Below are 21,629 nucleotides of genomic sequence, written 5' to 3' on the forward strand. Positions count from 1 at the left end.
CGTACGCGATGGGCGAGTAGTCCACTACCCGTGACAGGGAGTCCGCCCGTGCCGGACACTGATTTCCGACCAGTTCTCGTACGCCGCGATTCGAGCCAGCCACGTGGAGGTTCTCGATGGTCAAGACGACTCCGTTTGTCACCCGCTTGGCGGTCGGGGCCGCCGAAGCACTCGATCGGCGCATCGGCTGGTTCCGTTTGCCGCCGCCGCTGGGGCTGGCCGTCCTGGTCGGCCTGCGCAGCCGGCTCCGCGCGCAGAATCTCTTCGACAGCGGCGGGCATCCGGGCGACCCGCTGCCACCGGACGAGGCAGGCGAGCACCGGGGCGCGCGCACCGTCGACGGCACCTACAACAACCCCGCCGATCCGAGGACAGGGTCGGTCGGCTGCCGTTTCGGCCGCAACTTCCCGCTCGCGCACACCCACCCGGAGGACGCCGCGCGCATTCTGGAACCCAACCCGCGCCTGATCAGCACGCAACTGCTGACCCGCGACCGGTTCCAGCCCGCCACGACTTTGAACCTGCTGGCGGCGGCCTGGATCCAATTCGAGGTGCACGACTGGTTCGACCACGACGACGCCGACACCGAGCCGTTCACGGTGACACTGGACGCGCAGGATCCGTGGCCGGACCCGCCGATGACCATCCCGCGCACCGCCTCGGTGCCGAGCCCCGAACCAGGCGGTCCGCCGACGTACACCACCGTGGAGAGCCACTGGTGGGACGCCTCTCAGATCTATGGCAGCACAGCGGAATTCGCGGCCGCCATGCGATCGGGCAAGGGCGGCGAACTCGTCATCGACGAACTGGGCCTGCCACCGTTGGACGCGGAAAGCCTGATCGCGCTGTCGGACGCGGCGGCCAACGCCTGGGTCGGCCTTGCCCTGCTGCATTCGCTGTTCCTGCGTGAACACAATGCGATCTGCCGTCGCCTGAGCAGGCGCTACCCCGACCTCGACGACCAACAGCTCTACGACACCGCACGTCTGGTCAACTCGGCCCTGATCGCGAAGATCCACACCGTCGACTGGACACCGGCCGTCATCGCGCATCCCACCACCGTCGCCGCCATGCGCGCCAACTGGTTCGGGGTGCTCGGCGAGCGGGTGGCCCGCCGGTTCGGCAGGCTCGCCGACAACGAAGTGCTGTGCGGCATACCGGGATCCGCGGTCGACGACCACGGCGTGCCGTACTCGCTGACCGAGGAATTCGTCTCCGTGTACCGAATGCATCCGCTCATCCCCGACGAACTCGTTGTCCGCAGCCGCGCCGACGACAGCGTCCTGGCCGAATATCCGCTCCCGGAGCTGGGCGTCGCCCACATTCGCGAACGCCTCGCCGAGACACCGATGGACACGCTGCTCTACTCGTTCGGTCGCGCCAACCCCGGCGCGCTGACTCTGCACAACTATCCGCGGCACCTGCAGAACCTCACCCGCCCCGGGCGTCCGCTGCTCGACCTGGCGACCGTCGACATCCTGCGGGTCCGCGAGCGGGGCGTGCCGCGCTACAACGAATTCCGCAAGCACCTGCGACTGCCCCCGGCCACCTCGTTCGACCAGCTGACCGACAATCCGCAGTGGGCCAGCGAACTCGAGCAGATCTACGGCGACGTGGACGACGTCGACCTCATGATCGGGCTCTATGCCGAGCCCAAGCCGCCCGGTTTCGGCTTCAGCGACACCGCGTTCCGGGTGTTCGTGCTGATGGCGTCGCGGCGGCTGTCCGCCGACCGGTTCTTCACCACCGACTTCCGCCCCGAGGTCTACACCGAGGCGGGCATGGCGTGGGTGCGCGACAACTCGATGCGCAGCGTCCTGCTGCGCCACTTTCCCACGCTGGCGCCCGCACTCGACGGCGTCGCGAATCCGTTCGCGCCGTGGAGGAGCCGACGATGACCTACCTGCGCTACCACGAGGACCTCGAAAACCCGCGGCCCGACGAAGAGCAGGACATCGACAAGATCATCGCGGTCCTGCGCGACAACAACGAACGCGCCTACCGCAAGTACAAGCGCGGATTGCGCGACGCGCACGCCAAGAGCCACGGCATCCTGCGCGGCGAGCTGACCGTGCCGGCGGGCCTGCCGCCCGAACTGGCACAGGGTCTGTTCGCCACCCCGGCCACCTATCCGGTGATCGCCCGGCTGTCGAGCACCTCCGGGGTGATCCGCAGCGACCAGTTGCGCGGTGTCCGCGGGCTGGGGATCAAAGTGCTCGGCGTGGACGGGCCACGGGCATTGCCCGGCGACGAGGCCACCACGCAGGACTTCATCATGGTCACCCACCGGGAATTCCTGTTCGCCGACGCGCACGCCTACCTGATGAAGGGCATGCCGACCGCCTGGGTGCTCGCGCGGTTGCCCGATCCCGTATTGCAATCCGGCAGTAGCCTTCTCGCCGCCCTGGACCAGCACGTGCTGCGGCGGTTCGGACAGGGCGTGCCACCGAATCTGGGCGTCTTCATCGCGCCCAACACCCACATTCTGGGCGAGACGTTCTACACCTCGGCGCCCGTGCGCTACGGCGACTACGTGGCCAAGCTGCTCTATGTTCCGGTGTCGCCGGAAGTCGTTGCGCTGCAAGGGCAGCCGGTGAGCGAAGCGGCGGGAGTGAACGTCCATCAGGATTCGGTCATCGATTTCTTCGCCTCGCACAGCGCCACGTACGAGCTGCGTGCGCAACTGTGCACCGACGCCGCAACCATGCCGATCGAGGACGCGACCGTGCCGTGGCCGGAAGACGAATCACCGCACCGCACCGTCGCGACGATCCGCTTCGACGTGCAGGATCCCTACACGCCCGAACGGCGTGCCTACGGCGATGATGTGCTGTCGTTCAACTCCTGGCGCGGTCTCGACGCGCACCGTCCGCTCGGTTCGATCAACCGGCTCAAGCAGCGCGTCTACGAGGCGTCGAGCAACTTCCGCCACGACGTCAACAACGCGCCCCGGCTCGAGCCACGCGACGCCACCGAGCTGCCGCCATGACCATCGCCCTACCCGACCGACCAGCCCGGAAATTAGTTGCACCTGCACATATCCGTTGTGACACGGCCGGGCGGGAACTAGAATTTTGCCGTATGGGCGAACTGTGGCAACTGCTTCATCGCCCCGCCGAATACGACGCCGTCCGTACAGCTTTGACCGACGGCAACACCGGTGGCGTCGTGCTCGTCGGCGCCGCCGGTATCGGCAAGACCACCCTGGCGCGGCTCGTCACCTCGGTGCTGCCGAATCCTGTGCGCTGGGCGGCCTGCACCGCCTCCTCCCAGGCCATTCCGCTGGGCGCGTTCGCGCCCTGGATCGCCGCGTCGGCCTCGCGCGACCCGCTCGCGCTGCTGCACTCGGCGCGCGAGAACCTGCTCGCCCACCCCGGCACCGTGATCGGTGTCGACGACGCCCACCTCCTCGACACGCTGTCCGCGACGCTGGTGCATCAGATCGCCGTGGATCGCAGCGCGCGCATCGTCGCCACGGTCCGCACCGGGGAAACCGTGCCGGACGCGGTCACCTCACTGTGGAAGGACGGCTATCTCGAACGGATCGAGCTGACACCGCTGACCAAACAGCAGTGCACCGCACTGGTCGAGACCGTCCTCGGCGGGACATTGGAAGGGCTCAGCGCCGATGTCATGTGGGAATCCTCCGGTGGCAACCCGCTGTTCCTGCGCAATATGGTCGAGGGCGCGGTCGAGGCGCGCACCCTGACCGACAGCAACGGCGTCTGGCAGCTGCGTGGGCCGACCGCGGTGCCGTCGGGGCTGGTCGAGCTGCTCGAGGAGCGGCTGGCGCGGGTTGGCGGGCCGGTGCTGGAGGCGCTGAAGATGCTGGCCGTCTACGAACCGCTCGACATCGACATCCTGACCGAACTGGTCGGCGTGGAGGCCGTCGACACGGCCGAGCTCACCGGCATGATCCGGGTCGGCCGCCACGGTCCGACGGTGGACGTCCGGTTCAGCCATCCCCTGCTCGGCGAGGTGATCCGCCGCCGGGTCGGCACCGCCGCCGCCCGCACGCGGCGCGGGCGCATCGTCGAGACACTGCGCGACCGGGATCTGAGCACGCCGGCGCATCGGATCCGGCTGGCGCAGCTGTGTGTCGACAGCGATCAGCCGATCGACATCGTCGTGCTGATCAACGCGGCCAAGGACGCGGTGGCCATGTCCAACCTGCCGCTGGCCGAACGCCTCGCGCGCGCCGCCTGCGAGCGGTGCGGCGGCCTGCGTGCGGCCGAACTGCTGTCGCGGGCGCTGCTGTGGCAGGGCAGGCCGCACGAAGCCGACGAGATCCTGGCCCGCTTCGACCCCGACCGCCTCGATCCGCTGCAACTCGTCCAGTGGGGCGTGCTCAGGGCTGGCCTGCAGTTCTGGTCGCTCGGCAATGTCGCGCGTGCCCGTGACCTGCTCGACCTGCTCGCCGCCCGGGTCGAGTATCCCGCGCTGCGGCTGACGGTCGATGCCTTCGGCGCGGCGATGGCGGTGCACGAGAGCCGGATCGCCGTCGGTATCGAGACCGCCGAGCGCGTCATCGCCGACCCGGATTCACCGCGGCAGGCCGTCGATTTCGCCGCCTTCGCGCTCGGTCTGGCGATGCCGGTGGCCGGACGCGGCGCCGATTTCGCGCCGATCGCGGCCCGGATCACCGCCGAGCAGAAGTCCACCGACGGCCTCGTCCGGGTCATGGTCAGGTACGGGGACGTGCTGGCCCTGACGACCATCGGCGAGCTCGACCGCGCCGAGCAGCGGGCCTCCGAGTACCGTGAGTTCTCCTCGGCGGGCCAGTTCATCGGCTGGGCGATCGCCAGAATCGCGGTCGGCGTCGTCGCCACCTATCGTGGCCGGTTCCGCGAAGCGATCACCGCCTTCGAACAGGCATTGGCGGCGCTCAACGCCGAAAGCTCCCTGGCGTGGAAGCTGCCTGCGCGGCTGCTGCTGGCGCGGGCCTATGCGGCGCTGGGCGAGGTCGAGCAGGCGGAGCGGGTCCTCGCTGATGCCGAGGAACACCGCGGCGCCCACATGGCCCTGCACGAGCCACAGCGGTTGATCGCGCGCGCCTGGGTGGTCGCCGCCGAGCACAGCCAGCACGCGGCGATCGAGCTGGCACGCAAGGCGGCCGACCTCGCGCACCGCACCGGCCAGTACGCCTTGGAAGCCGAGGCGCTGCATCATGCCGCCCGCTTCGGTGACCGCACCGTCGCCACCCGGCTGGCGACCGTCGCCGCCCGCCTCCAGGGGCCCGCCGCGGGCATCTACGCCCGCCACGCCGCCGCCTTCGCCCATGCCGATACGCGCGCGCTGGCCGCCGTCAGCCTCGAATTCGAGACCGCGGGCCTGCTGCTGGCCGCCGCCGACGCGGCAGCGCAGGCCGTCCCGATCCACGACCACGCCGGCCAGCGCCGTCCGAGTGCCCAAGCCGCCGCTCGCGCGCAAGCCTTGGCCGCCCGCTGCGACGGCGCCTGCACCCCGGCCATCACCGCCGCCGCGCGCCCGCTCCCGATCACCGAACGGGAACGCGAGATCGCCGCGCTCATCGGTCGTGGACTGTCCAACCGTGCCATCGCCGAACGCCTGTGCGTCTCCGTGCGCACCGTCGAAGGCCATATCTACCGGGCCTGCATCAAGCTCGACGCCTCCGATCGCGAACAACTCGCGAAGCTGATCTGAAGCGCCGTGGCCGTCGCGAGAGACTCTCCGCGGGAAGCGATGTCGCGCCGAGGCGCGCGAAACATGGTGGGCGCCATACTGATCGTCTGCGCGGCGACTTCGTGCACCGGCGACGAGCCCGCTGGTCGCGCACCGCTCACGGCGATCGTCACCGCTCCCGCGCCGAGCGTGCCCTCCGGCGTCCCCGACCTCGGCGCGCCCGAGGAGGTGGCACGCGGAATCGACGTCCCGTGGGGCCTGGCCTTCCTGCCCGACGGCACGGCGCTGGTGGCCGAGCGAGATTCCGGGCGAATACTGCGCGTGGCGCCGGGCCGCGAACCGGAGCTCATCGCCGAGCTGCCTGGTGTGGCCGCGCGCGGCGAGGGTGGATTGCTCGGCCTCGCTGTCGCCCCTGACTATGACCGAACCCGGTATGTCTACGCGTATTTCACCGCCGAGGACGACAATCGCATCGTGCGGTTCCGGCCCGGCGAGCCGGCCGAGGTCGTGTTCGACGGAATCGCGAAGGCGGGCAACCACAATGGCGGCCGCATTGCCTTCGGACCCGACGGGATGCTCTACGTCGGCACCGGGGACGCGGGCCGGAGCGAGCTATCCCAGGACGCCGCCAGCCCCAACGGCAAGATCCTGCGGATCACCCCCGACGGCGAACCCGCACCGGGCAATCCGACCCCCGGGTCGCCGGTCTACAGTCTCGGCCACCGCAACGTCCAGGGTCTGGCCTGGGACAGCACGGGCGCGCTCTACGCCGCCGAGTTCGGCCAGAACCGGGTGGACGAGCTCAACCTGATCGAACCGGGCCGCAACTACGGTTGGCCCGAGGTCGAGGGATCCGGTGGTGCGAACAATGGTTTCACCGATCCCTTGCTCACCTGGTCGACCTCGGAAGCCTCCCCCTCCGGCATCGCCATCGCGGGGGACACGCTCTACGTAGCCGCTCTGCGTGGTGAAAGACTCTGGACCGCAACAGTATCCAACGGCACCGCGACGAATCCGCGCGACGTTCTCCGTGATTCCTACGGCAGACTGCGCACCGTCACCGTGGCACCGGACGGCGCCCTCTGGCTCACCACCTCGAACACCGACGGCCGCGGCGACATCCGCGACGGCGACGACCGCATCCTGCGCTTCCCGGCCCGCTGACCTTCGCGGGCCACCGCTACCCGGCGTTGCGCCGAATGGACTCTTCCTCCGGGTTCACGCCGAGCTCGACACCCGACACCCTGGTATCGACCGCGGTCTCCTCGATCAACCGCTGCGGCTCCGGCGGCAACTGCCGCCACCGTGCGCGCGGATCGTCCGCTTCGTTCTGCTCACTCCGCATGGGGCCCCCTTCGTTCGATTCCAGGCTACCGAATGTCGGCGCCTGCGAGGTCGGGAAAGACTTGGCCGGCAAACCGATTGCTTGCCAGGCCCTAGGTGTGGCACCCTGCCCAGGCCGATGGCCGATCCCGGGCAGCCGCTCATCGAAGGAGTTTCCCGATGTCAGACAGTCCCGCGTTGGTTCCCGCCGACCCGGCCGTGCTGCATCCGATGCCTGGCCAGCCGCGCGTGGTGCTACTGAAACCACTGGTCACCTCGCCGTTGATCGAGGTCGGGGAGTTCTCCTACTACGACGACCCCGACGATCCGACGGCCTTCGAGACGCGCAACGTCCTGTACCACTACGGGCCGGAGAAGCTGATCATCGGGAAGTTCTGTGCCCTGGGCACGGGCGTGCGGTTCATCATGAACGGCGCCAACCACCGCATGGACGGCCCGTCGACGTTCCCCTTCCCGACCATGGGCGGCTCGTGGTCGGACCATTTCGATCTGCTGACCGGCCTGCCGAGCCGCGGCGACACCGTCGTGGGCAACGACGTCTGGTTCGGCAACGGCGCGACGGTGATGCCCGGCGTCCGGATCGGGCACGGCGCGATCATCAGCACCGGTTCGGTGGTCACCGCCGACGTACCCGACTACGGCATCGTCGGCGGAAACCCGGCTCGCCTCATCCGCTCCCGCTACACCGACGAGGACATCGCCCGCCTGCTCGCCGTCGCCTGGTGGGACTGGCCCCTCGACCACCTCACCGCCCACGTGCCGACCATCATGTCGGGCACCGTCGCCGACCTCGAAGCCGCCGCCCCACAGCACTGACCGGCTGGAGCGGGTCCGCCGCCTGCGACAGGCCGACACAGTCGACCGCTCGAATCAGCCTGCACATCCACAGGTTTCGCCGAGTTCGATGACCACCTCGATCGGCTCGGACTCCGCATCCTGTCGATCGCCCGGCAACAGCAGGCCGAGGGCGCGGCGGGTGATGCGGTCGATCGGCTGCGTCACCGAGGTGAGGGTGATCTGGCTGTAGTCGGCGGTGGGATGGGCATCGAAACCGGTGATGCGGACATCGCCGGGCACCCGCAGTCCGGCGTCGGTGACCGCGCGCACCACTGCCGCGGCCTGCCCGTGGGTGCCGACCACGATCCCGTCGGGCGGTTCCGGACAGCTCCGCAGGTGCTCGGTGACCGCGGAATAGGCGCCGGACGCGGTCAAATCCGTGCTGATCACGCCGGTCTCGCGGGCGATCGACGAGAAGCCGCGGAACCGCTGGGCGACCGTCTCGCGGTCGCCGTGTTCGACCTCGGCCGCGGTGTACCCACCCACGAAGACGATCCGCCGGCAACCATGCGCGTCGGCCAGATGCCGCGTGGCGAGCCGGCCCGCCTCGACATGGTCGGCGCCGATGACCGGCGCGTCGGTGACGCCGCGGCTGTTGTGCACCCAGGCCACCGGAACCCGGGCCCGATGACAAAGCTCCGCGGTGGCGGGCGCGTCGACCGCGCCGACCACGATCAGCCCGTCGATGCCGACATCGGTGAAAGCCCGGGCGAATTCGAGCTCACGCGCCGGATCGAAACCGGTGTTGCCGATCATGGTGAGGTGGTCGTTGGCGCGCGCCTCGATCTCGATCCGCCCGACGAACGCGCCGTAGAGCGGCATCGTCAGATCGGGGACAAGCAGGCCGATCTGACGCCAGCGACGCGGGCGGCGCAGGGCCTGCGCGACGCGGTCGGGGCGATAGTCGAGTTCGTCGAGCGCGGCGACGACCTTGGTGCGCAGGGCATCCGAGACCGGGCGCGGTCCGTTGTTCAGCACATAGCTGACCACCGCGGTCGACGTTCCTGCGCGACGGGCCACGTCGGCCAGCGTCGGGCGTTTTGCTCTCACCATCCCAGTCAACCTGCTCTCGGCAATATCGGGCGAATCAGCGGCGAGTTCCGTTCACCACGATTTTTACCCTGTGCCGCCGCCCAGGTCGCGGCAACACTAATCGATTAGAAGAGTAACCGTCACGACCCGAGGTCGTAACACATCACTGGTGGAGTCAGGTGGCATGGGAATCGTTCGACTGACAGGCGTCACGTACTACGACGCCGAGACCGCACACGACAGCTTCGTGCTCTTCACGGGCGCCGACTCCGTGACCCGCTTGATCGACCTGAACGGCGCGGTGGTGAACGAGTGGCCGTATCCGGGCGTGCCGCCGCGGATCATCGACCCCGCGCTCAACGGCGGACGGCGCGGTGACGTCGGCGTGCAGCTGGCGCCGAGCGGCGACGCACGCGGCGGGATCTACGCCAACGGGACGGTCGGCCAGCTCAGCTGGTCCGGAGAGCCGCTGTGGGAGTGGGGTTCTCAGGCCCCCGGCGGCGCGGCGCGGCAGAATCACGACTGGGAGCTGCTGCCCGGCGGGCACCGGCTGCTGCTGGTGACCGTGCCGCGCGCCGTGCCGGGGCTGAGCGAGGTCGCGGTGGGCGACCAGGGGCTGGTCGAGGTCGGCCCCGACGGTGACATCGTCTGGCAGTGGCTGGCCGGTGATCATCTCGACGAGCTGGGCTTCTCCGAGGACGGCTGGGACGCCCTGCGCCGGACGGCGGCCAGGGACCCGGAGGATCCGTGGGGCTACCTCGAGATGAACAGCGCGAAATCCTTGGGCCCCAACCATTGGCACGACAGCGATCCGGACTCGGTGTTCCAGCCGGACAATATTCTCGTCAGTTTCCGCAAGGCCAATGTGGTCGCCTTGATCGACAAGGCCTCCGGTGCGGTCGTGTGGAAGCTCGGGCCGTATTTCGACGCGGCGCCGGGCGCGCAGCATCAGCGGATCAACGTCCACAAGGTGCCGCGCGCACTGGACCAGATCTCGGGCCAGCACAACCCGCACATGATCGCCGCCGGGCTGCCGGGAACGGGCAATATCCTGATCTTCGACAATCAAGGCGGCGCGGGCTATCCGCCTGCCGCACTGGGCATCTACGCGGGTTCGCGGGTGCTCGAGGTCGATCCGGCCACCCGCCAGATCGTGTGGCAGTACACCGCCGAGGACTCCGGGCTGCCGTCGTGGACGTTCTTCAGCTCGTTCGTCAGCAACGCGCAGCGCCTGCCGAACGGCAACACGCTCGTCACCGAAGGCATGCGGGGCAGGCTGTTCCAGGTCACCCCGGGCGGCGACATCGTGTGGGAGTACTGCAGCCCGTATCTCGGCTACGGCGTGGCCGGTGAGCCCGAGGTACGCGAGCCGCGGGTGCCCGGGGTCGACCGGCTCACCCTGACGCCGCTGGTGTATCGCGCCCAGGCCGTCCCGTTCGACTGGGTTCCCGACGGCACAGCCCGGACGACGCCGCGGTCGGTCGATCGGCGGGAATCCGCAGGCGCGCGGACAGGTTCGGCGACATGAGGGCCGCGGCGCAGGTGGCGCACACGCCGGTGCCGAGCACGGCTCCACGAGCACGCAGGCAGCACCGGCCCTGGACGCGGCGCCTGCGGACAGCCGGATGGACGATCGCCGGGCTCGCCCTCGCATCGATCGTCTGGACCCTGGTCGTGCAGACCGGGCGATTCCCGCGCGAACTCTTTCCCGAGGTACCGCAGATCATTCGCGCGGGTCACACGCTGTGGGTGGACGGACTGCTCGCCGACGACATCACCGCCAGCCTGCAACGGGCCGTCGTCGGCTTCGCCCTCGGCGCGTTCGCCGGGCTCGGCGCCGCGATCGTGACCGCGACCACCGCGGCGGGGCGCAACCTGCTCCAGCCGGTCCTGCGGTTGCTCGCGCCGATCCCCACGATCGGCCTGGTGCCGCTGGCCATCCTCTGGTTCGGGCTCGGCGAGAGCAGCAAGACCCTCGTCATCGCCCTCGGCGTGTTCGTGCCGGTCTGGATCAACAGCCACGCCGGCTTGGCGAGCACCCCCGAGGACTACCTGCAGGCCGCGCGCTGCCTCGGCGCGAGCCGGGCGCAGACCCTGGCGCGGATCATCCTGCCCGAAGCCGCGCCCGACATCGTCGCCGGCTTGCGGGTCGGCGCCGCGATGGCGTTCGTCCTGATCGTCGTCGCCGAAATGACCGGCACCACAGCGGGTATCGGCTACCGGATCTATCAGGCACAGCTGTTCTCCCAGGCTGATCGGCTGATCTTCTGCCTGCTCGTTCTCGGTGCCATCGGAGCGCTCTGCGACCTAGCGATCGCCTCGATCACCGATCCACTGACCCGCTGGGCCCGCGAGGAGCACTGAGATGGCCATCGAGACCCACGATCTGGTCGTGCATTTCCCCGGTCGCCCCGCAGCCACCCTCGACCGGATCGACCTCACCATTCCCGACGGCGCGTTCACCGTGCTCGTCGGCGCCTCCGGTAGCGGCAAATCGACCCTGCTGCACTGCCTGGCCGGGTTCATCACCCCGACCTCGGGGACGGTCACCGACAGCGGCCGCCTCGTCACCGCACCGGATCCACAGCGCGGCATGGCATTTCAGCGCGATGTCCTCTTCCCGTGGATGAGCGTGGCCGACAACATCACCTTCGCGCTGCGCGCCCGCGCGGTTCCCGCGCATCGCCGCCGTGCCCGCATCGCCGAACTGCTCTCGCTGGTCGGGCTGTCCGCGGACGTCGCGCGGCTGCGGCCCAGCGAACTGTCCGGTGGCATGCGGCAGCGGGTCGGCATCGCCAGGGTGCTGGCGGGGGAGCCCGACGTGATGCTGATGGACGAGCCGTTCGCCGCCCTCGACGCCCTCACCCGGCTCAACATGCAGGACCTGCTCATCGACCTGTGGACCCGGCTCGACCGGACCATCGTGTTCGTCACCCACGACATCGACGAGGCGATCCGGCTCGCGGATTCGATCAGCGTGCTGCGCGACGGGCAGATCGTCGACCAGATCACCAACCCCGTCCACCGGCCCCGGCCGGCCGACACCCTCGCCGACCAGCCGGGCTACAGCGAGATCCGCAAGACCCTGCATCACCGACTCGGCATCGATCACACCGTCGCCTAAGGAAATCCCGTGAAGTCATTGATCCCGCGGCTGCTGGTCGCAGCCCTTACCGTTGCCGCACTGTCGACCACGGTCGTCGCGTGCGCCGACGCCGACAAGACCGATCCGACGACACTCACCGTGGGGTTCGTCGTCGACCCGTCCTGGGCGCAGATTCCGGTCGCCGCCGAGAGCGGCTTTTTCACCGCGCGCGACATCACCGTCAAGGTGATCAACTTCCCGTCGGGTGTCGAGGCGCTCCAGGCGGTCGCCGCGGGCCAGGTCGACATCGCGACCGCGGCCGACGTCCCCACCTCCGCCGTGCTCACCCGATCGCCGTCGCTGCGGGTGGTCGGCGACGGTTCCCGCTGGGAGGGCTCGCGCATCGTCGCCCGCCGGAGCGCGGGCATCTCGACCGTCGCCGACCTGGCGGGCAAATCGGTCGGCACGCCGCTGGGCACCAGCGCGGCCTACTTCGCGGCCAGTGCGCTCGCGCAGCACCGCGTCGACGCGACGCTCGTCCAGGTGTCACCGTCGGCGACGGTCACCGCGGCCACCCAGGGCAATGTCGACGCGGTGTCGATCTTCCAGCCGTACCAGGCACAGGTCGTGCGGGCGCTCGGCGCCGACGCGGTCGAACTGCGTGGCGGCAGCTACCGCCAGCACAGCCTCTACCTGGCCACCCAGACCGCGATCGCGACCAAGTCCGCGGCCCTGTCGGCCTTCTTCGCCGCGCTCGCCGAGGCGGGAACACAGCTCGCCGCGACGTCCGATGCCGCGGTGACCGCCGTCGCGAAAGCGACGCAACTCGACCCGGAACTGTTGCGCGATGTCCTGCCCCAGTTCGACTTCACGCTGCAACTGGCACCGGATCTCGCGGCGAAACTCGCCGAACTGGGCAACTGGGCCAAGACGCAGGGCCGGATCGACCCGGCGACCCAGGTGCCCGACTACGCCACGTTCCTCGACGACGAATTCCTGCCGAAGGCAGGGTAGGTACACATCGGATTCAGAGCGCGCCTGCCAGGTCGTCGAGCAGGCGTCGCTTGGACCTGGCGCCGACGACGGTCCGGACCGGGATGCCGTCGCGGAACAGCATCAGGGTCGGCATCGACAGGACGGCGTAGTCCGCGGTGGTCTGCGGGTTGGCGTCCACATCGATTTTGACGATCGCCATCCGGCCCGCTTCCTCGTGGGCCAGCTCGTCGAGCACCGGCTCGATCATCTTGCACGGCGGGCACCACGCGGCGGTGAACTCGACGAGCACCGGCAGTTCGGCATCGAGTACCTCGCGCGCGAAGGTCACATCGTTCACGGTGGCGACGGTCTTGGTCATGGTCTCTCCTCGGTGGCCGGGGCCCGGAAAATCGCCCCGATGAGGTGACGGTAGGGATTGACCTCGACGTCAAGGCAAGTCGTCCGGAGCTGTTGGATCGGCTGTCCAGGAGCCCGGGCGACGAGCAGCGGCGATAGCGCTGACCGGCCGGACGATGCAATCTTCCATCTATACGTGCCGGTAACCCTCGTGCGCTGTTCACATATACGGAGTAGAGGTGCACACTGCCCTTGAACCGGAGTTCGAATTCGCACCCGTCCCGGGCCACGTCCTTGGTAATGGAAAGGAGTCGGCGAGTGTTCAGCCGCATCGCCATCGTCAACAGGGGAGAGGCCGCAATGCGGCTCATCCATGCCGTCCGTGATCTGGCAGCGGCCACCGGGCTACCGATCGAAACGGTCGCCCTGTACACCGACGTCGACCGCAACGCCACGTTCGTGCGGTCGGCCGATATCGCCTACGACCTCGGTCCGGCCTCGGCGCGCCCGTACCTGGATCTCAAGGTGCTCGAGCAGGCGCTGGTCGCCACCAAAGCCGACGCGGCCTGGGTCGGCTGGGGCTTCGTCGCCGAGGACCCGGCCTTCGCCGAACTGTGCGAGCACATCGGCGTCACCTTCATCGGCCCCAGCGCGGACGCCATGCGCAAGCTCGGCGACAAGATCGGCGCCAAGCTGCTCGCCGAAGAGGTCGGCGTCCCCGTCGCGCCGTGGAGCCGGGGTGGGGTCGACACGGTCGAGGACGCCATCGCGGCAGCCACCGAGATCGGCTACCCGCTGATGCTGAAGGCGACCGCGGGCGGCGGCGGCCGCGGTATCCGCATGATCACCAACGAAGCCGAACTCGTCGACGCCTACGAGCGCACCCGCCAGGAAGCCGCGCGGGCCTTCGGCAGCGGCGTCGTGTTCCTGGAGCGCCTGGTCACCGGCGCCCGCCACGTCGAGGTACAGGTGATCGCCGACGGTCAGGGCACCGCGTGGGCGCTCGGCGTCCGCGACTGCTCGGTGCAGCGGCGTAACCAGAAGGTCATCGAGGAGTCGGCCTCACCGGTCTTGAGCCCCGAGCAGACCGCCGAACTGAAGGCCTCGGCCGAGCGCCTGGCCGTCGCGGTCGGCTACCGCGGCGCGGCGACCGTCGAGTTCCTGTACCACCCGGGTGAGCAGCTCTTCGCGTTCCTCGAGGTCAACACCCGCCTGCAGGTCGAACACCCGATCACCGAGTGCACCACCGGTTTCGACCTCGTCCAGGCCCAGCTCTCGGTCGCCTCCGGTGGCAAGCTCGAAGGCGAACCGCCCGCCGAGCGCGGCCACGCCATCGAGGCGCGGCTCAACGCCGAGGACCCCGACCGCGACTTCGCGCCGGCGCCGGGCCGCATCGTGCGCCTAGACCTGCCCGCGGGCCCCGGCATCCGCGTCGACACCGGTGTCAGCGAGGGCGACACCATTCCCGCCGACTTCGACTCGATGATCGCCAAGATCATCGCCTACGGCCGCGACCGCGACGAGGCGCTGGGCAGGCTGCGCCGGGCGATGGCCCAGACCAGGGTCGTCATCGAAGGCGGCGCGACGAACAAGAGCTTCGTCCTGGACCTGCTCGACCAGCCCGAGGTGATCGACGCCAGCGCCGACACCGGCTGGATCGACCGGGTGCGCAGCGAGGGCCGCCTGGTCACGCATCGCCACTCCGCCATCGCGCTGGCGGCCGCCGCGATCGATGCCTACGAGGAAGACGAGCGGGTCGAGCGGCACCGGCTGATCTCGACCGCGTCCGGTGGGCGTCCGCAGGTGCAGCACGAGAGCGGGCGCCCGCTCGATCTCAAGCTGCGCGGCGCGAGCTACCGGGTCCGCGTCGCCCGCATCGGCGCGCACCGCTTCCGCGTCGGCATCGAGGCGGGGACCGAGCTGGTCACCGCCGATGTCGATCTGGAGCGGTTCGATCTGCACACCGGCCAGATCGTCGTCAACGGCAGCCGCTACCGCCTGGTCACCGGCACCCACGGCCCGACCCATGTGATCGACGTCGACGGCGTGACCCACCGGATCAGCCGTGACGAGGGCGGCGTCGTGCGCTCGCCCGCGCCCGCGCTGGTCGTCGGCACCCCGGTCGAGGTCGGCGCCGAGGTCGAGGCGGGCGCCGCGGTGCTCGTGCTGGAGAGCATGAAGATGGAGACGGTGCTGCGCGCGCCGTTCCGCGCCCGGCTCAAGGAATGCGCGGTCTCGGTCGGCACCCAGGTCGAGACCGGCGCGCCGCTGCTGCGCCTGGAACCGCTCGCAGACGACGACGAGGCCGCCGAGACCGAAACGGCGGGCACCGTCGAGCTCGACCTGCCCAGCGAGCCGGCGCCGCGGCAGACGCACGAGCGGCTCGCCCGCGGCCTGCAGGACCTGCGGAGTCTGCTGCTCGGCTTCGACGTCGATCCGCACGACAACCGCCGCGTTCTCGACGACTACCTCGCGGCCCGCCGCGAATCCGTCGCCGCCAACCACCGGCCGCTGGCCGAGGAACTCGAACTCGTCGAGGTGTTCGCCGATCTCGCCGCGCTGAGCCACAACCGCTCGGCCGACGACGAACCCGGCCAGAGCCACGTGCACAGCGACCGCGAGTACTTCCACACCTACCTGCAGAGCCTCGATGCCGACCGGGCCGGTCTGCCGGAGTCCTACCGCGCCAAGCTCGCGCAGGCGCTCGGCCAGTACGGCGTCACCGAGCTGGACCGCACGCCCGACCTGGAATCCGCGGTCTTCCGGATCTTCCTGGCCCAGCAGCGCCCCGCCGACACCGTCGAAGTCATCACGACGCTGTTGCGGGAGTGGCTGCGCGAGCCGATGCCCGACCAGGTGCTGCGCGAACCCGTCGGCCTGACGCTGGAACGCCTCGTCGTGGCCACCCAGGTGCGTTTCCCGGTGATCGCCGACCTGTGCCGCGGCCTGGTGTACGGCTGGTACGGCCAGCCGCTGCTGCGCCGCAACCGGGCCCGCGTCTACACCAATGTCCGCAGGCACCTGACGCATCTGGACGCGCACCCGGACACCGCCGATCGCGCCGAGCGCATCGCCGACATGGTGCGCAGCACCGAACCGCTGGTGCGGCTGCTCGGCCAGCGGCTCGAGCGCAACAAGCCCGACCACACCCCGATGCTCGAGGTGCTGACCCGCCGCTACTACGGCAACAAGGGCGTCACCGGCGTCCACACCGAGCACGTCGGCGGCTGCGCCTTCGTCGTCGCCGAGCGCGACGGCGCGAGCCTGGCCTCGACCGCGGTGAACTTCGACGCGCTCGGCACCGCGCTGAGCGGGCTCGGCGAGCTGGCGAGCGGCGCGGCCTCGGTCGACGCCGACATCTACCTGAGCTGGGAAGCCCAGCCCGAGGACTCCGACGCGATGGCGGCGGCGCTGCAGGACGTCCTCGCCGCGCACCAGCTGCCCCCGCAGGTGCACCGGATCACGGCCACGGTCGCGGGCAGCAACGGCGCGGTCATGCACCACCACTTCACCTTCCGCCCCTCGGCCACCGGAATGGCGGAGGAGCGGCTGATCCGTGGCCTGCATCCCTACATCGCGCAGCGGATGCAGATGGAGCGGTTGCGCAAGTTCGACCTCACCCGGCTGCCGTCCTCGGACGACGAGGAGGTCTACCTGTTCCGGTGTGTGGCGAAGGGCAATCCGTCCGACGACCGCCTCATCGCCTTCGCCCAGGTCCGCGACCTGGCCGCGCTGCGTGATCAGGACGGCAGGCTGCTGGCGCTGCCCACGGCCGAGGCCACCATCGCCACCTGTGTCGACTCGATCCGCCGCGCCCAGTCCCGGCGGCCGTCGGCCAAGCGCCTCAACACCAACCGCATCGTGATGTACATCTGGCCGCCGATGGATGTCACCAGCGAGGAGCTGGCGACGATCGGCGGGCACGTGCTGCCGACCGCGGCCGGCGCCGGGCTGGAGGAGATCCTGCTCATCGCGCGCAGGCGCGACGCCGAGACCGCTGAGCTGACGAAGGTCGGGGTGCGCATCTCCTTCGACGCCACCGGCGGCTCCCAGGTGACGGTCGGCGACCTGTCCGACGAGCCGGTCGAGCCCGTCGACGAGTACCGGCAGAAGGTGCTGCGTGCCGCGGCGCGCAACACCGTGTACCCCTACGAATTGACCGGTCTGCTGGGCAGTTTCGCCGAGTACGACCTCGACGCCGACAACGCGCTGGTGCCCGTCGACCGGCCGAAGGGCCGCAATACCGCGGCGATCGTCGCCGGTGTCGTCACCACGCCGACCACTCAGCATCCCGAGGGCGTCACCCGCGTGCTGCTGCTCGGTGACCCGACCAAGTCGCTGGGCGCGCTCTCGGAACCCGAGTGCCGCCGGGTGATCGCCGCCCTCGATCTCGCCGAACGCCTGCAGGTTCCGCTCGAGTGGTACGCGCTGTCCTCCGGCGCCCGGATCTCGATGGAATCGGGCACCGAGAACATGGACTGGGTCGCCGCCGCGCTCAAGCGGATCGTCGAGTTCACCCAGGACGGCGGCGAGATCAACATCGTGGTCGCGGGCATCAACGTCGGCGCGCAGCCGTACTGGAATGCCGAGGCCACCATGCTGATGCACACCAAGGGCGTGCTGGTGATGACCCCGGAGTCGGCGATGGTGCTCACCGGCAAGCAGTCGCTGGACTTCTCCGGTGGCGTATCGGCCGAGGACAACTTCGGTATCGGCGGCTACGACCGGGTGATGGGCCCCAACGGCCAGGCGCAGTACTGGGCGCCGAACCTGCCCGCCGCCCGGGACGTGCTGATGGCGCACTACGACCACACCTACGTCGCCCCTGGCGAGCAGGCGCCGCGCCGGTCGCAGACGGTCGACCCGATCGACCGTGACATCTCCGGCTTCCCGCACGTGCTCGCCGACAGCACCTTCGCCACCGTCGGCGAGATCTTCTCCGCCGCCGCCAACCCGGATCGCAAGAAGCCCTTCGACATCCGGACCGTGATGCGGGCGCTGGCCGACCAGGACCACCCGGTGCTGGAGCGCTGGGCCGGGATGGCCGACGCCGAGACCGCGGTGGTGCAGGACGCGCATCTGGGCGGAATCCCGGTGTGCCTGTTGGGCATCGAGTCGCGCAATGTGCCGCGGCGCGGCTACCCGTCGACCGACGGCCCCGACACCTACACCGCGGGCACGCTGTTCCCGCAGTCGTCGAAGAAGGCGGCCAGGGCCATCAACGCGGCCAGCGGCAACCGGCCGCTGGTGGTGCTGGCGAACCTGTCCGGCTTCGATGGTTCCCCGGAGTCGATGCGCAAGCTGCAGCTCGAGTACGGCGCCGAGATCGGCCGCGCCATCGTGAACTTCGAGGGCCCCATCGTGTTCTGCGTGATCTCGCGCTACCACGGCGGTGCGTTCGTGGTGTTCTCCAAGGCGCTGAACCCGAACATGACCGTGCTCGCGCTGGAAGGCTCGTTCGCGTCGGTCCTCGGTGGCGCTCCGGCCGCCGCGGTGGTGTTCGCCGGCGAGGTCAACTCCCGGACCGCGGCCGACCCGCGCGTGCGCGACCTGGAAACCCAGGCCGCCAACGCGTTCGGCACCGACCGCGCGACGCTGACCGCGGAACTCGACGAGGTCCGCTCCTCGGTCCGCGCGGAGAAGCTGGGCGATGTGGCCGCGGAGTTCGACCGCGTCCACAACATCCAGCGCGCCGTCGAGGTCGGTTCGGTCGACGCCATCGTCAGCGTCTCCGACCTGCGCCCCCGGATCATCGACGCCATCGAGACCCGTCTGCCTCGGTAATCGCTGGTGAAGTAGGCCGCCCACCCCGGGTAATCCGGGGTGGGCGGCCGCGTTTCGGAGCGAGCTAGCCGGCCACGGCGCGGACCCGCAGGTCGCGGGCGAGGTGGTCGCGCTGTTCGATGACCAGGCGGCGCAGTGCTCCCGGTGCGTCGGCGTGGTCGGCGAGCCAGGCGTCGACGGGCTCGAGCGAATCGCCCGCGGGGAACAACCCGTCGACGATGCGGCGGGCGATCTCGATGCTGCGCTGTTCCCACACCGTGCGCAGTACCGCGAAGTACTCGTCGTCGTAGCGGGCGATCAGATCGCGGCGTCCACCCGCACGGAAACCGGTGATGACCGCGTCGAGGTGGTCGTTGGTCAGGGTGGTGTCGCCCAGTGCCGAGGCCCAGGCCGCGGCCTTCACCTCCGCGTCGGGTCGTGCCGCCAGTGCCCGCCGGTGTGCGGTGCGGCCCGACGCCGTGTCGTCCTGGGCGAGTTCGGCATTCAGGTCGGCCGCGGTCGCCGCATCGGTCGCGGCCAGCGCGGTCCACAGCGCCCAGCGCAGATCGGGATCGAGGGGAAGTCCCTGCGGTGCGGGGGTATCGCCGAGGAGGATCGAGCGAATATCCGCGGCGTGGCGGCCGTCGAAGGTGGCGGCGGTGGCCGTCGCCCGTGCCCAGGCCAGCTGCGCACCCGAACCCGGTTCCGACGAATGCAGTGTCGCCCAGCAGGATTCGAGCCACTCGCCGCGCCACCGGTCGCGCTCTGCCGCCGGCAGATAGTGGTTGACGGCGAAGGACGCGTTCGACAGCACGGCGGTCAGCAGCGCCATGTTCGTTTCGGCGGGCGCGAAGTCGCGGGCCATCGTCAGATAGCGGCCGACCTCGAGTTCACCGTCGCGCGCGGCATTCCACAGCGCCGACCAGATCAGTCCGCGCGCCAGCGGATCGGTGACCCGGTCCAGCGAACGTTCCACGGTGGCAAGGGAATCCGCGTCGAGGCGGACCTTCGCATAGGTGAGGTCCCCATCGTTGAGCAGGCGCAGCGGAGCGGGCGCGAGCGCGACCGGCGTGCGTTCCTCGACGATGTCGAGCTCCACGCGCTCGCGCAAGGCGAGGTCGCCCGCGGCATCGAAGTCGTAGAGCCCGACAGCCAGCCGGTGCGGTCGCGGATCGGTCTGCACGATCTCACCGCCGTCGAGTGTCAGCGTGGACATCCCGGACGTCTGCAGCCAGGCCTGCGCCCATCCCGCCAGGTCACGTCCCGAATCCGCGGACAACTCGGTCAGCAGATCCGCCAGCGTGGTGTTGCCGAACGCGTGCGTCCGGAAATATCGGCGCACCCCGGTGAAGAACTCGTCCCGGCCGACATAGGCGACCAGCTGCTTGAGCACGCTGGCGCCCTTGGCGTAGGTGATGCCGTCGAAATTGAGCTTGGCGGCCTCGAGATCGGGGATGTCGGCGACGATCGGGTGCGTCGTCGGCAGCTGGTCCTGTAGATACGCCCAGGCCTTGCGGCGGTTCGCGAACGCCACCCAGGCGTCGGTCCACTCGGTGGCCTCGACACTGGCCAGCGCGCCCATGAAGTCGGCGAAGGACTCCTTGAGCCACAGATCGTCCCACCACACCATGGTGACCAGATCGCCGAACCACATGTGGGCCATCTCGTGCAGGATCGTGTTCGCCCTGCCCTCGTACTGCGCGGCGGTGGCCGCGCCGCGGAACACATACGCCTCGGTGAAGGTGACCAGGCCGGGGTTCTCCATCGCGCCCAGGTTGTACTCGGGGACGAACACCTGGTCGTACTTGCCCCACGGATACGGGTAGTCGAAATGCTCGGCGAAGAAATCCAGTCCCTGCTTCGTCACGTCGAAGAGGGTGTCCGCGTCCAGATATCCGGCCAGGGAGACACGGCACAGGACACCGAGCGGAATGGTGAGTTCGCCTCGCGTCCAGGAGGATTCGACCCGATGGTAGGGGCCCGCCGCCACCGCGGTGATGTAGGTGGAGATCGGCAGCGTGGGGAAGAACTCGACCCGCTGGTGCGCGCCGTCGTCCTCGATCACCGCGGCGGGCCTGTTCGACACGACCTCCCACCCGGACGGCGCCGTCACCACAAAGGTGAACGGCGCCTTCATGTCGGGCTGCTCGAAGCACGCGAAGACCCGGCGCGCGTCGGCGGGCTCGTACTGGGTGTAGAGGTAGGTCGCGCCGTCGACCGGATCGAGGAACCGGTGCAGGCCCTCACCCGAGCGGCTGTACTCGCCGGTGGCCCGCACGACGACCACATTCGTCGCCGACAGGCCGCCGACCGTGAGGCGCGCGCCGTCGTACTCGACGTCCACCTGCTGCCCGTTCACCGTCACCGACTCGACCGAGAGTCCGAGGAAGTCGAGCCACGTCCGGGCGATGGTGGCGTCGAAGGCGACGGTCGTCGTGGTCGCGAACCCGGCCCGATCCTGATCTCGGGCGCCCGAGAGGTCGAGTTCGACGCGGTAGTCGTGGACGGTGACCGCCGCCGAGCGCGCGGCGGTCTCGGAACGGGTCAGGTTCGCGGTAGGCACGGCTCGATCCTGCCAGCCGCGGCAGTCCGC

14 protein-coding genes are annotated in these 21,629 nt (G+C 69.8%); 10 read left to right on the top strand and 4 right to left on the bottom strand.

Translation table 11 applies throughout. From position 1 onward, the window contains the following. The first annotated feature begins 116 nt into the window (after nucleotides 1–116). The 4 genes from IEY60_RS29745 to IEY60_RS29760 all read left to right on the top strand — a co-directional run bounded on the left by IEY60_RS29745 (nucleotide 117) and on the right by IEY60_RS29760 (nucleotide 6,807). Entirely contained in the window at nucleotides 117–1,898 is a 1,782-nt protein-coding gene (locus IEY60_RS29745; protein ID WP_189033831.1) for a peroxidase family protein, read from the top strand. Next, the gene (locus IEY60_RS29750) at nucleotides 1,895–2,989 is read left to right on the top strand and encodes a catalase family protein (RefSeq protein WP_189033832.1); all 1,095 of its coding nucleotides are present in this window, start codon (nucleotides 1,895–1,897) and stop codon (nucleotides 2,987–2,989) included. Before IEY60_RS29745 ends, IEY60_RS29750 begins: the two co-directional genes overlap by 4 nt. A 92-nt stretch (nucleotides 2,990–3,081) precedes the next feature. Next, nucleotides 3,082–5,664: a helix-turn-helix transcriptional regulator gene (locus tag IEY60_RS29755; RefSeq protein ID WP_189033833.1), complete on the top strand. Its 2,583-nt coding sequence runs from the start codon at nucleotides 3,082–3,084 to the stop codon at nucleotides 5,662–5,664. A 63-nt stretch (nucleotides 5,665–5,727) separates the two neighbouring features. Next, nucleotides 5,728–6,807, top strand: coding sequence for a PQQ-dependent sugar dehydrogenase (locus tag IEY60_RS29760; protein ID WP_229740241.1), 1,080 nt, complete (start codon nucleotides 5,728–5,730; stop codon nucleotides 6,805–6,807). A 16-nt stretch (nucleotides 6,808–6,823) separates the two neighbouring features. Here IEY60_RS29760 and IEY60_RS29765 read toward each other — a convergent pair whose 3' ends face one another. Then, complete coding sequence (locus IEY60_RS29765; RefSeq protein WP_189033835.1) at nucleotides 6,824–6,988, bottom strand: hypothetical protein; 165 nt, start codon at nucleotides 6,986–6,988, stop codon at nucleotides 6,824–6,826. 158 nt (nucleotides 6,989–7,146) lie between these two features. On the opposite strand from IEY60_RS29765, the gene IEY60_RS29770 reads away from it, so the two are divergent. After that, nucleotides 7,147–7,803, top strand: a complete 657-nt coding sequence (locus IEY60_RS29770; RefSeq protein ID WP_189033836.1) for a CatB-related O-acetyltransferase — start codon at nucleotides 7,147–7,149, stop codon at nucleotides 7,801–7,803. Nucleotides 7,804–7,857: 54 nt separating this feature from the next. Here IEY60_RS29770 and IEY60_RS29775 read toward each other — a convergent pair whose 3' ends face one another. Then, on the bottom strand, nucleotides 7,858–8,877 hold the full coding sequence (locus tag IEY60_RS29775) for a LacI family DNA-binding transcriptional regulator (RefSeq protein WP_229740242.1): 1,020 nt from the start codon (nucleotides 8,875–8,877) through the stop codon (nucleotides 7,858–7,860). A gap of 163 nt (nucleotides 8,878–9,040) precedes the next feature. On the opposite strand from IEY60_RS29775, the gene IEY60_RS29780 reads away from it, so the two are divergent. From IEY60_RS29780 to IEY60_RS29795, 4 genes are read left to right on the top strand one after another with little or no spacing between them, the layout of a single operon-like run. After that, on the top strand, nucleotides 9,041–10,384 hold the full coding sequence (locus IEY60_RS29780) for an aryl-sulfate sulfotransferase (RefSeq protein ID WP_189033838.1): 1,344 nt from the start codon (nucleotides 9,041–9,043) through the stop codon (nucleotides 10,382–10,384). Further along, the gene (locus tag IEY60_RS29785) at nucleotides 10,381–11,220 is read left to right on the top strand and encodes an ABC transporter permease (protein ID WP_189033839.1); all 840 of its coding nucleotides are present in this window, start codon (nucleotides 10,381–10,383) and stop codon (nucleotides 11,218–11,220) included. The genes IEY60_RS29780 and IEY60_RS29785 overlap by 4 nt, the downstream gene beginning before the upstream one ends. 1 nt (nucleotide 11,221) lies before the next feature. Continuing rightward, complete coding sequence (locus tag IEY60_RS29790) at nucleotides 11,222–11,980, top strand: ABC transporter ATP-binding protein (protein ID WP_189033840.1); 759 nt, start codon at nucleotides 11,222–11,224, stop codon at nucleotides 11,978–11,980. Nucleotides 11,981–11,989: 9 nt separating this feature from the next. After that, on the top strand, nucleotides 11,990–12,955 hold the full coding sequence (locus tag IEY60_RS29795) for an ABC transporter substrate-binding protein (RefSeq protein WP_189033841.1): 966 nt from the start codon (nucleotides 11,990–11,992) through the stop codon (nucleotides 12,953–12,955). Between the two features lie 13 nt (nucleotides 12,956–12,968). Here the strand turns inward: IEY60_RS29795 and trxA are convergent, their stop codons facing one another. Beyond that, on the bottom strand, nucleotides 12,969–13,295 hold the full coding sequence (trxA, locus tag IEY60_RS29800; RefSeq protein WP_189033842.1) for a thioredoxin: 327 nt from the start codon (nucleotides 13,293–13,295) through the stop codon (nucleotides 12,969–12,971). Nucleotides 13,296–13,591: 296 nt separating this feature from the next. Here trxA and IEY60_RS29805 point away from each other — a divergent pair, with 296 nt between their 5' ends. After that, the gene (locus IEY60_RS29805) at nucleotides 13,592–19,057 is read left to right on the top strand and encodes an ATP-binding protein (RefSeq protein WP_189033843.1); all 5,466 of its coding nucleotides are present in this window, start codon (nucleotides 13,592–13,594) and stop codon (nucleotides 19,055–19,057) included. Between the two features lie 64 nt (nucleotides 19,058–19,121). Here IEY60_RS29805 and pepN read toward each other — a convergent pair whose 3' ends face one another. After that, the gene (gene pepN / locus IEY60_RS29810; RefSeq protein WP_189033844.1) at nucleotides 19,122–21,599 is read right to left on the bottom strand and encodes an aminopeptidase N; all 2,478 of its coding nucleotides are present in this window, start codon (nucleotides 21,597–21,599) and stop codon (nucleotides 19,122–19,124) included. Nucleotides 21,600–21,629 lie beyond the last annotated feature (30 nt).

This window comes from Nocardia rhizosphaerihabitans, assembly GCF_014646295.1.
Classification (GTDB): Bacteria; Actinomycetota; Actinomycetes; order Mycobacteriales; family Mycobacteriaceae; genus Nocardia; species Nocardia rhizosphaerihabitans.